Genomic DNA, 13161 nt, shown 5'->3' with positions numbered 1-13161 from the left:
AGGGCGGAGCTCCGCCGGGCTGCCCTGCCCGGCGAGGATCTGGTAGCCTCATCACGTGGGACTCCTCGCCTGGCTCGGCCTGAAGCAGGGGGGCTCGTTCCCGAACCTCGACGCCCTCCTGACGGAGCTCCGCGCGGCGCTCCCGGACGACGAGGCGGTCGTCCTCCGCTACATCGCCACCGTCATCGTCCTGCTCGGCAAGGTCGCCTGTGTCGACGGCCGCTTCTCCGACAAGGAAGACGAGCTGCTCCGCGAGCTGCTCACGCACGTCGACGGGCTCGCGCCGAGCGGCGTCGAGGCGGTGTTCAACGCCCTCCAGGGCAAGCTGCCCGCGCTCCAGGAGGGCGAGGTCGACCGCTGTTACCGCGAGCTCAAGGCGCTCTGCAACGCGAGCGAGCGGGTGGAGGTCGTGCGCCTCTTGATCCGGCTCGCGGCGGCGGACGGCGCGCCCACGCCGGCCGAGCGTGCCGAGATCGAGCGCATCGCCGAGGAGCTCGGCGTCTCGCTCGCTGACATCGAGCCCGACCTCTCCGTCGAGGCCGGCCATGAAGCCGGCTCCCCGGCGCCGCCGGACGACCGGAGCGATCCCGGCGGCGAGCCCCCGGCGTGAGCCGGGCGCGAGCGCGCTCGTCTGATCCGTCTCGGTAGGTCGCGCTGTTGCCGGGCGCCAGCGGCGCTCGGCTGATCAGTCGCGCGCGTCGCGCTGCTCGGCGCTGCCCTCGGGGCTCGGAGCGCGGCTCGCGAGGCCGAGCGCCCGTCGCTGCTTCAGCGCCGTGAGCGCCACGAACAGGACGAACAGGACGGCCCCGAGCACCGCCACGAGCACGCCGAAGTTGAAGAGGTAGTGCGCGCCCTGCGCGCCCCCCACCCCCATCAAGAAGATGCCGAGCAGCGCCATGCCCGCGCCGATCACGGGATCGGGGCCGACGTCGTTCTCCGACGTCGCACGCGAGAGCCCGCTCCCCTGGACCCCGGAAGCCTCGTTGCTCATCGGATGGCTCACACGGAGGAGCTTAGCAAACTGGTCCACCGCCCGAAACCCGCCAGCGCCGGACCCGGGCTATGCTGCGCGGGTGAGCACGCCCACCCACCCACGCAACGACCGTCCTTCTCCGCCCGCGCCGTCTGACTTCGCCGGGCGCCGCGTCATCTGCTTCGAGAGCCGCCGCGCCTCCGAGATGGCCTCGCTGATCCAGCGGTATGGCGGCGTGCCCGTCACGGCGCCCACGCTCCGCGAGGTGCCCATCGAGAGGAACGAGCGCGCCCTCGACTTCGCGCGCCGCCTCGCGGGCGCCGAGTTCGACCTCGTGATCCTGATGACCGGCGTCGGGACCCGGGCGCTCGTGGCTGAGGCGGCGCCTGCGCTCGAGCCGAACCAGGGCGCCGGCGGGGCGTCCGACAGCGACGGTGGCGCGGACGCCCAGGGCGTATCTCTCCTGGCGGCGGCGCTCTCGTCCGTGCAGATCGTCGTGCGCGGCCCCAAGCCAGCCGCGGCGCTGCGCGAGCTGGGTCTGACCGGGTTCATCACCGTCCGCGAGCCGAACACCTGGCGAGAGATCGTCGAGGCCGTCAGCGCGCTCGGCGATCTGAGCGGAAAGCGCGTCGCCGTCCAGGAGCACGGCGCGCCGAGCCACGAGCTCTACGCGAGCCTCTCGGCGGCCGGCGCGCAGGTCACGCCGGTGCCTGTGTACCGCTGGGCGCTCCCGGAGGACACGGCGCCGCTCCGTCAGGCGCTCCGCCTCATGGCGGACGGCGGCGCGGCGATCACGCTCTTCACGAGCCGCGCGCAGGTCGAGCATGCGCTCCTCGTGGCGGCCGAGGAGGGGCTCGTCGAGCGGCTGCGCGCCGCGCTCGCGCGGGGCGTGGTGGCGTCCATCGGGCCGGTCTGCACGGAGGCGCTGCGCGCCGAGGGGATCGAGCCGGATTTCGAGCCCGAGCACCCGAAGATGGGCCATCTGGTCAAGGCGGCGGCCGCGCGCTCGATCGAGATCCTCGTCGCGAAGGGAAATCGGGGCGACGCGCCCCTGCCGGCTCAGTCTTCGTAGTCGTCGTACGCCTCGTCTTCGTCGGCGGAGCGCGCCACGGTCGCCGGCCGGGGCGCGGGGCCGGGCTCCGCGCCGGCGGCCGCGCGCTCCTCCGTGTCCGCGTGGCCCCTGTCGATCAGCTCGGCGCGGTAGAGCACGCGCCCGTCCTCCGCCGTGATCTCACCGCCCACGTCGCCCCAGGCGAAGTCGTCGCTCTGGAGCGTGCGCATCGTCGCCTTCGTCTTGCCGATGCGCACGCGGAAGCTCGTCCGCTGGCACGGGATGGAGGAGCCGCCGACCTCGACGTTCACCGCCTCGCTGCCGAGCACGTCCTCGTTCTCGTCGGCGGCGAGCGCGGTCTTGGCCATCATCGCGTCGTAGGCCGAGAGGGTCGCCGGCCGCTCCGCGCCGTCGTCGATCCACGCCGCGCCGAGGATCTCACCGCGCCTGCTGGGCTCGTCGCTCATGCGGACCCGCAGCGCCTCGGTCTGCTTGCCGTCCTCGAGGGTCACGTCGACCACGAGGACGTCCCCCTCGCGCGCGACCACACGCTGCGTGAGGAGCAGCGGCGTCTTCCTGAAGCTGCCCGAGAACCGGTAGGCCACATAATCGCCGGGCTTGCGCGCGCCGGGCGCCTGCTCGGCGATCGGGCCGCGCTCGTCGAGCGAGCCCTTCGCGCGCTGCGGGACCTCGCGCCGCGCTCGCGCCGCCACCTTGGCGGAGGCGTCCTGCGGGCGACCGGATCGAGCGTTCGTTTCGATCCCGGCGCCGCAGCCAGCAGCCAGGACCGCGGTGAGGGCGGCGAAGAGGAGCGGTCGGTTCATGCCCGTCCGGTACCGGAGAGCGCCCGCCGTGGCCCAATTTCTGGCGGTTCCAGGGCGCACCCGCGCGACCGCGCGACCGCACGCGAGCGGTGTTCAGGGCAGCTTGCCGCTCGGGAGCATATCGTCGAAGGCCGCGTCGAACTCGTCCGCGATCATCTCGGCGCCGACGGCGCGCGCGGCCGGCTTCGGGACGTCGATGCGGCGCAGCCGCTCCGCCACGCTGCCGCGCGGGTCGCTGTAGCTCGGGCTCATCCGCGCGACGCGCTGGAAGTAGTAGAGCGCCTGCTCGGGGACGCCGCGCATCTCGTAGGCGTTCGCGATCTCGTAGGTCAGCGCGAGCTCCTGCTCGACCGTCTTGTGCGAGGCGTGCAGCCCGCGGATGAGCGCGTCGATGCCTGCCTCGATGTTGCCCATCTGGAGGTGGGTGACGCCGATCATCGATTGGCAGACGCACTCTCGCCCGGGGTCGCGGGCGGCGAGCTCGAACTCGCCGATGGCGTCGGCGTAGAGGCCCATCTCCTTGTAGGCGACGCCGAGATCGTAGTGCGTCGACGCGTCGGACTCGGAGATCTGCGCCGCGACGCCCGCCTTGAACTGCTCGAAGACACTCTCGACGCTGATCTGCCGAGGATCGTCCTGGACGCCCGTCACCGAGCCCGGCACGACCTCGAGCTCGTCGATCATCTTGAGCGACTCGGCGATGTCGAACGCGCGATCTTCGTCCGGCCGCTCGCTGCCGCGCGGGACGGCCCGGGTGCCGCTCTCGTTGTCGGTCGCCGCCCGCACCACCACCCGCGCGTCCGAGGCCAGCTCCGTGACCTCGCGCAGCCGCTCCATCAGGAGCGGGTGGTTCGGCAGCCGCGCCAGCTGCTCCTCGAGGATGTTCCGCGCCTCGTCGAACATCCCGTGCTGCGCGAAGAACTCGACCTCCTCGAGCGCGTCCTCGTCGAGCGCGTCCGCGCGCCGCAAGGAGCCCGGCGGCACGGAGCGGCCCGACACCGGCCGGACCGACGCCGGTCGGCCCGACACCGGGCTGTAAAGGGCGGGCGGCGGCGCGGCGAGCACGGGCGGGGGAGGTATCGAGGACGCCGGGGGCGGAGCCTGGGACGCAGCGACGGCGAGGGGGTGCTCAGGCACGCGGCTCGGGTTGACCGACGCCGTCTCCTCCTCCTCGTCGTCGATGGCCTCGAGCTCCTCGACGTCCTCGACCTCTTCGACGTCCTCGATCGGGAAGCTCGGCAGCGGCGGCTCGTTCGCGAACGGATCGTCGAGGTGCGTGACGAGCTCGGGCCGCCGGGGGAGCGCCTCGACGACGCCGTCTTCATCGAGGGTGTACGCGGGCAGCGGCGCGTCGGGGTCGTAGAGGTCCTGGCTCGGCACCTCGGACGCATACGCGTCGTTCTCACCGCCCGTCGGCGAGGCTTCCGGCCCGTCTTCCTCCGCGAGCTCTTCCTCCTGCGGCACGGCGTAGCCGAGCAGGTTGAGCATCTCCGTGGCCTGGGCGTTGCCGGGATCGAGGAGCAGCACCTCGTCGAGGAGCCTCGCCGCGTCGTCGACGGCGTCCTCGCTGGCCAGCTGCTGCGCGAACGCGAGCATCTGCTCGACGGCGGCGTCCTGGTCGCCCGCCTCGATCAGGACATCGCAGAGCTTCTCGCGCAGCTCCCGAGCGGCCGGCAGCCGGGCGACGCCGCCCTTCAGGAGGGCGATCGCCTTGTCGTACTGCCGGTCGCGCCGGAGGCTCTCGGCGTGCGCGACGATCTGCCTCGGGCTCGCGATCGGCGACGTCGAGGGCTGCGACGCGCGGAGCGGGATCGGCACCGCGGACGCGGGCTCGTCGTCCTCGACGTCGAGCTCCTCCGCCTCCTCGTCCTCGTCCTCCTCGAGCTCGACGTCGATCGACGCGCGCGTGTTCCTCGACGAGGGCGCGATCTGGGCGGCGAGCTGGCGCACGCCCTCGTCGTTCGGGGCGCGCGCGAGCAGGGCCGAGACGAGCGCGGTGAACTGGTCGACCCGCCCGGCCTCCTTGGCGATGCGCGCCGACTCCTTCTGCACCTCGATCGCCTTGGCCGGCTGCCCGAGCAGGTCGAAGGCCCGGGCGAGGAGCGCGAGCGTCTCCAGGTCTCGCGGGTTCTCCTTGAACGCGATCTGGAGCTTGGTCAGGGCCGACATCGCGTCGCTCGGGTCGCCGCGGTCGAGGTAGATCTCGGCCGCCATGCGGGCGAATCGGGCGTCGGGGCGGTGCTGCAGCAGGCGCTCGACCACCTTCAGCGCGTCGTCGCGCCGCCCGAGCTTGAGCAGGAGCTCGGCCGCCGTGCCGAAGCGCTGGATCGCGGCGTCGTAGTCGCGGACCCGGATCAGCGCCTCCGCGAGGCGGAGATAGGCGAGGGGGTTGTTCGGGTCGAGGTCGACGACCCGCTTGAAGATGTCGATCGCGTCGCGGTCGCGCCCCGCGCGGAGCAGGCGCGTCGCGACCTCGTCGTAGGCGGCGAGCGCATCGCTCGTGAGCCCGAGCTGCGTGTAAATCTCCGCGAGGCGCGGGACGATGTGGCCGAAGCGATCCTCGTACTGCGGGACGTGCTTGTGGATGATCTCGCGGATCTGCTTGTAAACAGCGATCGCTTTGAGCGCGAAGCCCTGGAGGGAGTAGAACTGGCCGACGCGCTCGTAGGTGGTGATCGCCTCGACGTACTCCTCCGTCTTCAGGTAGAGGTCGCCGATCTTGAGCAGCGTGCGGACGTCCTTCGGATCGTCTGCGACCAGCTTCTGGTACTCGGCGATCGCCTTGTCGAAGCGCTTCCGCTCGACAAGCTTCTGCGCGGTCTGGAGTACCTTGTCGCGATCGACCGCCACGGCGATGGGAATCTCCTGCTGAGGGCAGCAAGGCGTTGCTCGGGCGCCTCGTCGGCATCCCTCACCTCGCCTAAAAAACACCTAGCCAATCCCGCCACCACGTACAAGCGCGCGGCACCGGAAGTTCCGGAAGCTACCGCGAAGGTGCTTGTTTGCAGTGTGCGGCCCCCCGAGGGCCCTGTCTGGCGACGCGGCGACCGCCTGGCGCGGTGGCCGCGAGCCCCCGCCCCGGTCGGACGCTGGGCGGTCCGGTCGAGGCGCGTCGAAGAGCGCGCCCTACCCAGTAGGAACGCGCTGAACGGCCGGGGATTCGCGAAGATCGCGGGGAAGGTGGCGAGCGCCGCCATTCCCGCGAAGACAGCGTTAAGCCTAGCAGTCGAGCGGCCTTGTTGCACATTTCGTGCGATCTTCCGCGACCGGCGGCCGCCTCGCTGGAGGTCGCGCGGCCCCGCCATCACCGGAGGCGCGGGCGCGCCCGGGGTACCCATCGCGCGCGGGCGATGTATGCGCGCCGCGCCAGATGAAAGGGCAGGGGGTAGGTCGCGAGCTCGGCCGTCGCCGGGGGCGAGCGCGGGCGTCGACGGGAGGGCGCACCGGAGCGCCGCCGTTTCTCGACCGTCCCGGCGAATGGACCTAGAGTTGGGCACCATGTCGCGCAGCCAGGCCTACCGTGCCCCGTTCGCTCCTGGAGAGGAAAATGCCGTCGACGCCGCGCTTTGCGAGCGGCTCCTCTCGGTCGCCCTGTCCAAGGGAGGTGATTACGCTGACCTCTTCTTCGAGTACCGCGCCGGAGGCGGGTTCACCTTCGACGAAGGGATCCTCAAGGCGGCCTCGCGTGGGGTGTCGATGGGGGTCGGCGTTCGCGTCCAGCGAGGAGACGCGACCGGGTACGCGTACACGGAGGACCTCACCTGGGAGGCGATGCGGCGCGCGGCCGAGACGGCGGCGCAGATCGCGACGGGCTCGGGCGGCAAGGAGAAGATCGAGCTCAGGCGCCGCGAGCTGCCGACCCGCTACGAGCTGCCCAGCATCTCGCTCGACGCCCCCGGGCTCGCGAAGCGCGCGCTGCTCGAGCGCGCGAGCGCCGCGGCGCTCGCCTACGATCCCAGCATCGTCAAGGCGGAGGCGAGCTTCGTCGAGGAGGTGCGCGAGGTCCTCGTGGCCACGAGCGACGGGCGGATGGCGCACGACGTCCAGCCGCTCATCCGCTTCGGCGTGCGGGCGCTCGCCGAGCGCAGCGGAAAGCGCCAGGAAGGATCGAGCGGCGGCGGCGGGCGCATGACGACGGCCTACTTCGAGGGCAAGTCGCCGGAGTGGCACGCCGAGGAGGCCGCGCGGCAGGCGGTCGCGATGCTCGACGCCCGCGACGCGCCCGCCGGCGAGATGAACGTCGTGCTCGCCCCGGGCGACAGCGGCATCCTGCTCCACGAGGCGGTGGGGCACGGGCTCGAGGCGGACTTCAACCGCAAGGGGACCAGCAACTACGCGGGACAGATCGGCAAGGACGTCGCGAGCCCGCTCTGCACGGTGGTGGACGACGCGACGCTCCTCCAGTCGCGCGGCACGATCAACGTGGACGACGAGGGCCACGAGCCCGAGCGCAGCACGCTCATCGAGAACGGCAAGCTCGTCGGGTACATGCACGACCGGCTGTCGGCCCGACACTTCGGGCTCACGCCGACCGGCAACGGGCGGCGCGAGAGCTTCGCCGCCGCGCCGATGCCCAGGATGACGAACACCATCCTGCTCGCGGGCCCCCATGATCCCGAGGAGATCGTGAGGTCCGTGAAGCGAGGCGTCTTCGCGAAGAAGTTCGGCGGCGGCCAGGTCGACATCTCGAACGGCGATTTCGTGTTCTCTCTGACCGAGAGCTATCTCATCGAGGACGGCAAGCTGACCGCGCCCCTCAAGGGCGTGAACCTCATCGGCAACGGCCCCGAGGTGCTCCGGCGCGTCACCATGCTCGGCCACGACGTCGCCGTCTCCGACGGCATCTGGACGTGCGGCAAGGACGGACAGAGCGTCCCCGTGGGTGTTGGCTGCCCCACAATCAAGATCGATCTCATCACGGTCGGCGGAACGCGGATCGGCTGATTTTCAAGGCTGGAACGCCAGGCGGAAGGTAAGCCTCGCAGCGGTATTGGTGGGTTTAGCGCGGTGCGTCTTGCCGGCCCGTCGTGACACCCGTATACGGGGCGTTCATGGCGCGTCGCTCGTTCATAGCCATCGTTGGACACGGACCGGATCTGGAGCGCGACGAGGGTGCCGCATCGGTCTTGCGCTCGCTGGGCGCTGACGTGCGAACCCTGGATCTCTGGGATGATCCACCGCGGCTCTTCCACGACGACGAGAGCAAGGCGCGGGCGATCGTCGTCGAGGCGCTCGACAGGCCGGACCTGGCCGCCGCGGCGCTGCGCGCGCTGCGGCGCGAGCCGCGCCTCGAGGAGGTCGGCGCGCTGGTCGCCGTGAGCGTCGCGCAGATCGCGCGGATCGAGCCGTCCAGCGGCTTCGACGACTTCCTGCTCGTGCCGTACGTGCCCGCCGAGCTCTACGCGCGCGTGCGCCTCGTCGAGTGGCGCCGCAGCGAGTTCGCGACCGAGGAGCGGGTGAAGGTGGGCGCGATCGTCATCGATCGCGCGGCCCACGACGTCTCGGTCGGCGGCATGCACGTGCCGCTCACCGCGAAGGAGTTCGCGCTGCTCTCGTACGTGTGCGAGCGCCGCGGAAAAGTTGTGTCGCGGACAGAGCTTCTCCGCCGTGTCTGGGGCAGCCAGTACGAGGGCGGCGCGCGGACCGTCGACATCCACGTGAGGCGTCTCAGGGCGAAGCTCGGCGCGGCGCTGCCGCTCGTCACGCTGCGCGGGGCCGGGTACCGCCTCGAGTCGCCGCTCCCCGGCGCCGGTGGTCCCGAGGGCGGCGATGCGAGCAGGGCGCTCCAGCGGAGCGGGGCCGGCGAGGAGGCCCAGGGCGACGAGCGCGGGGAGCTGCGCGACGAGGACGAGGACGAGGACAGCGACGACGAGGGCGACGAGGACGAGGGCGACGAGGAGGAGGAGGCCGAGCAAGCCAAGCGGCGAGCGGCGCCCTCGGCGAACGACGCCACGCCGCCCGGGCGCGAGCGGCGCATCACCCGATGACGTCGCCGGTCCGCCGCGGCGGGGCGCGAGCGACCGCCGGCGGTGCGGCGCGCGGCGGCGGTCGCTCGCGCCCCGCCGGGCCGCCCATCGTCGCGATCAGCGTCGGGTGCCCCAGCGGGGTGGGCCCCGAGGTGGCCGTGGCCGGCGCGGCGTCCGTCGAGGGCGCGCGCTGCGTGCTCGTCGGCGATGAGGCGATCATCCGGCGGGCAGCGAAGCTCGTCCGGGTCGCGGCCCGCCGGCTCGTCGTCGTCGATGGGCGCGCCGCCATCGAGGAGCTCGCGCCCGGCACGATCGGGCTCTGGGCGGGCAGCGCGCGGCTCTCGCGGCCGAGCGCGTTCGGTCGGCCCGAGGCCGAGGACGGCGCGGCGCAGCTCGCGTGGATCGACGCGGCGACGGATCTGGTCCGCGAAGGCGTCGCGGCGGCGCTGGTCACGGGGCCCGCGTCGAAGCACGCGATCGCCACGAGCGGCGCGCCGGGGTCCGCGGACTTCCTCGGGCACACCGAGCACCTGGGCCGGCGGCTCCGCGCGCGCGAGGTCACGATGGCCTTCGCCTCGGGCAAGCTCGTGACCGCCCTCGTGACGACCCACCTGCCGCTGCGCGAGGTGCCGGAGGCGGTGAGCCCGCGCGAGGTGGCGCGCGCCGCGGTGTGGCTCGCGCGGCTGCTCGGCGATCTCGGCCGCGAGAGGCCGCGCGTGGCCGTCGCCGCGCTCAACCCGCACGCAGGCGAAGGCGGGCTCCTCGGCGACGAAGAGCAGGTGCGGATCACGCCGGGGATCCGCCTCGCGGCGCGGCGGCTTTCCCGCTCGGGCCCGGCGGCGGAGCTGACCGGGCCCGTCGGCGCGGAGACGGCGTTCCGCCTCGCGGCGCGCGGCGCGCTCGACGGCGTCGTCGCCATGTACCACGACCAGGCGACGATCCCGAGCAAGCTCCTGGGCTTCGGCGAGGCCGTGAACGTCACGCTCGGCCTGCCGATCGTGCGCACGAGCGTCGACCATGGCACCGCGTACGATCTCGCGGGAACGGGGCGCGCCGACCCGCGCGGCATGCGCGAGGCGATCGTGCTCGCGGCGCAGCTCGCGGCCGCGCGCGCGCGCTGACGCCGCGGCACGCCGACGCGCGCAGGAGGCCGCGGCTCAGCGCGCCCGCGGGCGGCCGCCGAGGTGCGCGAGCAGCCGCTCGAGCGCCGGCATGCTCACGCCGCGCTCTCGGCCCATCTCGAGGACGGTGGCGCCCATCGCGAGGTGCTGCGCGTGGAGCTTGGGGCCGAAATGCACGTCGAGGAACCGCAAGAACTCCGGGGCCAGCAGGCGCACGAGCGCGACGCCCGGCTTCAGCGTGAGCGGCCCGATGAACCGGAGGAGGAGCTTCGTCCACGGGGCCACCTTGCCCAGCCGGTCCGCGAGCGCCACGGACTCCCTCGTGGCCTCGATCACGGTGCGGAGCACGCCGTCGTTCTCGAGGAGGGCGCTCGCGCCGCCGCCCGCGTCGATGGCGGCGATCAGCGGGAAGAACGCGGTCGTGGTGGCCACGTTCTGCGCGCCCACGTCGGGCTCGAGCCGCGCCGGGACACCGGCGCTCGTGAGGCGGCGCGCGAGCTCCTCGAGCAGCGGTCGCTCCGCGGGGGCGCCTCCCTCTTCGTCGATGAGCGTGGGCGCGAGCTCGGTGATCCAGGCGCGGACCACGCCGCGCTCGTCGAGGTAGCCCGAGACGCCCGGCATCGCGGGGGTGATGCGGCGCTGGGCGGCCTCCTCGAGGTCGGCGCGCTCCCTGGGCAGGAGCGGCGTGAGCACCACGGCGGGCGCGGCCGGGCCGCCGCGGAGCAGCTCCGCCACCGACCTGCCGCCCGCCGCGCGCGGTGCGGCGCCGCCGGGGTCAGCGCGCGGGACGAGCTGATCGAAGCGCACGGTGATCAGGACGACGTCCGCGTCGGCCGGGATCTCGGCCGCGAGGCGCGGGCGATCGAGCGTGTCGCGTCGATCGGCGCCGTTCACCTGCTCGACAACGAACGGCCGTACGTCGCCGGCGCGCTCGGGCCGGACCACGAACGTGACGTCGTTTCCCTGGGCGGCGAGGCGCACGCCGTAGACCCGCCCGAGCGCCCCCGCGCCCACGATGGTGACCCGCATGGCTCCCCCGTAGCCTGCGCGGCGCTCGGGGAAAAGGGGGTGACCGTCGCCGGCGCTCGCGGCAGATCCCTCAGAACGTCCGCTTCGAATCGATGAGGATGGTGACCGGGCCGTCGTTCTCGACGAACACGCGCATGTCGGCGCGGAAGCGGCCCGTGGCCACCGTGAGGCCGCGGGCCCGCAAGGCGGCGACGAAGCGATCGTACAGCGCCTCGGCGCGCACGGGCTCCATGGCGCCGTCGAAGCTCGGCCTCAGGCCGCGCCGGACGTCCCCGAAGAGCGTGAACTGGCTGATCGCGAGCACGCCGCCGCCGCGCACGTCCGCGAGCGCCCGCGACATCTTGCCCGCGTCGTCGCTGAACACGCGGAGGCCCGCGATCTTGCTGGCGACGTGGTCGGCGTCGGCGTCGTCATCGTCCTTCGCGGCGCCGACGAAGGCCACGAGGCCGCGCTCGATCGCGCCGACCACCTGGCCTCCGACCTCGACGCGCGCGCCGAGCGCGCGCTGAACGACCGCGCGCATCGCTAGCGCTGCGCGGCCGCGGTTCGGCTCGGCGCGGCGGCGGGCTCTGCCCCGGTGCCCGCGCTCAGCCCGAGCTCGCGCATCAGCTTGGCCGTGACCTTGAAGTAGGTGCCGCGATCGTACGGCTGGTTGAGGATGTGGAAGTCCTTCCGCACGAGGCCCACGCAGCCGAAGCAGTAGGTGCAGCCGGTGCAGTCGACCGAGCGCACGAGGTACGACGACTGCGTGCACCGCTCGGACGCGACGCAGTGGCTGCACGCGATGAGATCGCGGCAGCCGCGGCAGTGCGTGCTGTCCGAGGAGCGCTGGGTGTCGACGCAGTAGTGGCACCGCTGCAGCGCCTTCGAGTTGCGGCAGAACGTGCAGTCGACGCAGCGCTCGCACGAGACGCACGCGACGCACCGCTCGTTGCCCGTGCCCGTCTCGAACGCCTGGATCAGCTTGCGGAGCTCGGCCTCGAATTCCGCGCGCGTCATTCCGCCTCGCCGCTCGCTTCGGAGACGCCCCCATCCGCGCTGCGCCGGGCCGCGCCGTCCGCGGTCGGGGCCTCGGGCCTGCCGCTCACCTGGCGGCGCAGCCGCTCGGCGGCCTCGCGCGTCGCGGGCTCCTCCGCGAACTCCTCGATGCGGCGGAGCCGCGACTCGAGCACGGCGCGCCGCTTCGGCAGCTCGCCGACGAGGATGCCCGCGAGCTCGTCGATCGCCTCCTGGATGCGCTGCTCGTCGCTGTGCTCGAGAAGCTGCAGGTACACGTCCTGCTCCGCGGGGAAGGCGTGGCCGGCGCGGAGGAACTCGTTCGCGGCCTTGGAGATGTTGGGCCGGCCCGACGCGCAGAGCAGCTTCGACAGGAGCCGCTGGCGCTCGATGGCCTTCGGGTCGCTCTGCGGAGGCGGCGCGAGGACGATGCGCCCCGGCGCCTTGGACGCGGCGTCGCGTCCGGACTTGACGCGCCCGCCCTTGCTGTCCTCTGCCTCCGGCTCCTTGCGCGGAGAGAACAGCGCCTCGAGCGCGGCGCGGTGTTGCTTGGCTGCCCGCCGGTCCTCGCCGGTCTGCGTCGGACGCGGCAGCCCCGCGCTGTTCGGCTGACCACGGCCATAGGCCGTGTGGAGCTCGGGATTGTGCCAGACCTTGGTTGCGTCTCTACGAATTCGCCGCATGTCGTGCCCCTGGTGACCTCGGAGCGATCATGGACGCGCCACCGGGTTCGGCTTCCGCATCCCGCGCGTGGCGCCCCGCTTGCATCGATGTTGTGGTGAATGAGGCTGGTGCGTGTTGGGCCGGGCGCTTCCCCCGCGATCCGCGATGGCCCGGACGATGTTGCGCAAGGGACGCGACGCCTATCTCCGCGCTGATCACGCTGGCTGCGTTGATCGTGAGGGTAGGGCCACGCCGCAGTGCGTGGTGCGCCGGGCGATACCCGACCGCGGACCGCGTGACGAGGGGCTCTGCCCCCATGCACCCCGGAGCCGCGCTCACGACCCGACCGCAGTCGCGAGGCAGCTGGGTTCCTACCACAGCCTTTGGTCAGCGCCGCAGAAAATTGGGCTGCCCTCCGCACTTCATGCCATTCCTGCCCTCAGGTTCGGTCCCTTCCGAGCTTGCCTTCCGAGTCTCCCTTCCGAGGTTGCCTTCCGAGCTTGCGAGCTTCCGCGAGGGGCATCTCGGAGACGCTGTT

Annotated in this window: 12 protein-coding genes; 5 read left to right on the top strand and 7 right to left on the bottom strand. The window is 72.7% G+C overall.

Translation table 11 applies throughout. The features are described 5' to 3' along the window. The first annotated feature begins 55 nt into the window (after window positions 1-55). The gene (locus WMF45_RS35335) at window positions 56-610 is read left to right on the top strand and encodes a TerB family tellurite resistance protein (protein ID WP_437709861.1); all 555 of its coding nucleotides are present in this window, start codon (window positions 56-58) and stop codon (window positions 608-610) included. Between the two features lie 75 nt (window positions 611-685). Here WMF45_RS35335 and WMF45_RS35330 read toward each other — a convergent pair whose 3' ends face one another. Continuing rightward, window positions 686-991 (bottom strand): hypothetical protein, encoded by a 306-nt coding sequence (locus WMF45_RS35330; protein ID WP_437709859.1) that lies wholly within the window; start codon window positions 989-991, stop codon window positions 686-688. 82 nt (window positions 992-1073) lie between these two features. On the opposite strand from WMF45_RS35330, the gene WMF45_RS35325 reads away from it, so the two are divergent. Beyond that, window positions 1074-2045, top strand: coding sequence for a uroporphyrinogen-III synthase (locus tag WMF45_RS35325; RefSeq protein ID WP_437709858.1), 972 nt, complete (start codon window positions 1074-1076; stop codon window positions 2043-2045). Here the strand turns inward: WMF45_RS35325 and WMF45_RS35320 are convergent. Both WMF45_RS35320 and WMF45_RS35315 read right to left on the bottom strand, forming a co-directional pair. Beyond that, complete coding sequence (locus WMF45_RS35320) at window positions 2033-2848, bottom strand: hypothetical protein (protein ID WP_437709856.1); 816 nt, start codon at window positions 2846-2848, stop codon at window positions 2033-2035. The two genes, WMF45_RS35325 and WMF45_RS35320, sit on opposite strands and share 13 nt — an antisense overlap. A 93-nt stretch (window positions 2849-2941) precedes the next feature. After that, window positions 2942-5698: a tetratricopeptide repeat protein gene (locus tag WMF45_RS35315; RefSeq protein ID WP_437709854.1), complete on the bottom strand. Its 2757-nt coding sequence runs from the start codon at window positions 5696-5698 to the stop codon at window positions 2942-2944. Window positions 5699-6346: 648 nt separating this feature from the next. On the opposite strand from WMF45_RS35315, the gene WMF45_RS35310 reads away from it, so the two are divergent. The 3 genes from WMF45_RS35310 (at window position 6347) to pdxA (ending at window position 9935) form a co-directional block, all read left to right on the top strand. Further along, window positions 6347-7792, top strand: a complete 1446-nt coding sequence (locus WMF45_RS35310; RefSeq protein ID WP_437294273.1) for a TldD/PmbA family protein — start codon at window positions 6347-6349, stop codon at window positions 7790-7792. Window positions 7793-7995: 203 nt separating this feature from the next. Next, window positions 7996-8835 (top strand): winged helix-turn-helix domain-containing protein, encoded by an 840-nt coding sequence (locus tag WMF45_RS35305; protein WP_437709852.1) that lies wholly within the window; start codon window positions 7996-7998, stop codon window positions 8833-8835. After that, window positions 8832-9935 (top strand): 4-hydroxythreonine-4-phosphate dehydrogenase PdxA, encoded by a 1104-nt coding sequence (gene pdxA / locus WMF45_RS35300; RefSeq protein WP_437709850.1) that lies wholly within the window; start codon window positions 8832-8834, stop codon window positions 9933-9935. The genes WMF45_RS35305 and pdxA overlap by 4 nt, the downstream gene beginning before the upstream one ends. A gap of 36 nt (window positions 9936-9971) precedes the next feature. Here pdxA and WMF45_RS35295 read toward each other — a convergent pair whose 3' ends face one another. From WMF45_RS35295 to WMF45_RS35280, 4 genes are all read right to left on the bottom strand, one after another. After that, window positions 9972-10964 (bottom strand): ketopantoate reductase family protein, encoded by a 993-nt coding sequence (locus WMF45_RS35295; protein ID WP_437709848.1) that lies wholly within the window; start codon window positions 10962-10964, stop codon window positions 9972-9974. Between the two features lie 70 nt (window positions 10965-11034). After that, window positions 11035-11487 carry a D-aminoacyl-tRNA deacylase gene (dtd, locus tag WMF45_RS35290; RefSeq protein WP_012239060.1) on the bottom strand — a complete coding sequence of 151 codons (453 nt, stop codon included), beginning with the start codon at window positions 11485-11487 and terminating at the stop codon, window positions 11035-11037. 2 nt (window positions 11488-11489) lie between these two features. Next, a complete protein-coding gene (locus WMF45_RS35285; RefSeq protein WP_437709846.1) occupies window positions 11490-11963 on the bottom strand; it encodes a hypothetical protein in 474 nt (157 codons plus the stop codon). After that, window positions 11960-12643 carry a hypothetical protein gene (locus WMF45_RS35280; RefSeq protein WP_437709844.1) on the bottom strand — a complete coding sequence of 228 codons (684 nt, stop codon included), beginning with the start codon at window positions 12641-12643 and terminating at the stop codon, window positions 11960-11962. Before WMF45_RS35280 ends, WMF45_RS35285 begins: the two co-directional genes overlap by 4 nt. Window positions 12644-13161: the final 518 nt, after the last annotated feature.

This window comes from Sorangium sp. So ce448 (assembly GCF_051520915.1).
GTDB classification, from domain to species: domain Bacteria; phylum Myxococcota_A; class Polyangia; order Polyangiales; family Polyangiaceae; genus Sorangium; species Sorangium cellulosum_B.
Note: the sequence above shows the minus strand (reverse complement) of the source record. Positions and strands in the feature narration are given on the sequence as shown.

Excerpts from the sequence above, each read along its gene's own strand:
- WMF45_RS35310 (WP_437294273.1), top strand. The coding sequence starts at position 6,347 with ATGTCGCGCAGCCAGGCCTACCGTGCCCCGTTCGCTCCTGGAGAGGAA.
- WMF45_RS35330 (WP_437709859.1), bottom strand. The coding sequence starts at position 991 with ATGAGCAACGAGGCTTCCGGGGTCCAGGGGAGCGGGCTCTCGCGTGCG.
- WMF45_RS35320 (WP_437709856.1), bottom strand. The coding sequence starts at position 2,848 with ATGAACCGACCGCTCCTCTTCGCCGCCCTCACCGCGGTCCTGGCTGCT.
- WMF45_RS35295 (WP_437709848.1), bottom strand. The coding sequence starts at position 10,964 with ATGCGGGTCACCATCGTGGGCGCGGGGGCGCTCGGGCGGGTCTACGGC.
- WMF45_RS35280 (WP_437709844.1), bottom strand. The coding sequence starts at position 12,643 with ATGCGGCGAATTCGTAGAGACGCAACCAAGGTCTGGCACAATCCCGAG.
- dtd (WP_012239060.1), bottom strand. The coding sequence starts at position 11,487 with ATGCGCGCGGTCGTTCAGCGCGCGCTCGGCGCGCGCGTCGAGGTCGGA.
- WMF45_RS35285 (WP_437709846.1), bottom strand. The coding sequence starts at position 11,963 with ATGACGCGCGCGGAATTCGAGGCCGAGCTCCGCAAGCTGATCCAGGCG.
- pdxA (WP_437709850.1), top strand. The coding sequence starts at position 8,832 with ATGACGTCGCCGGTCCGCCGCGGCGGGGCGCGAGCGACCGCCGGCGGT.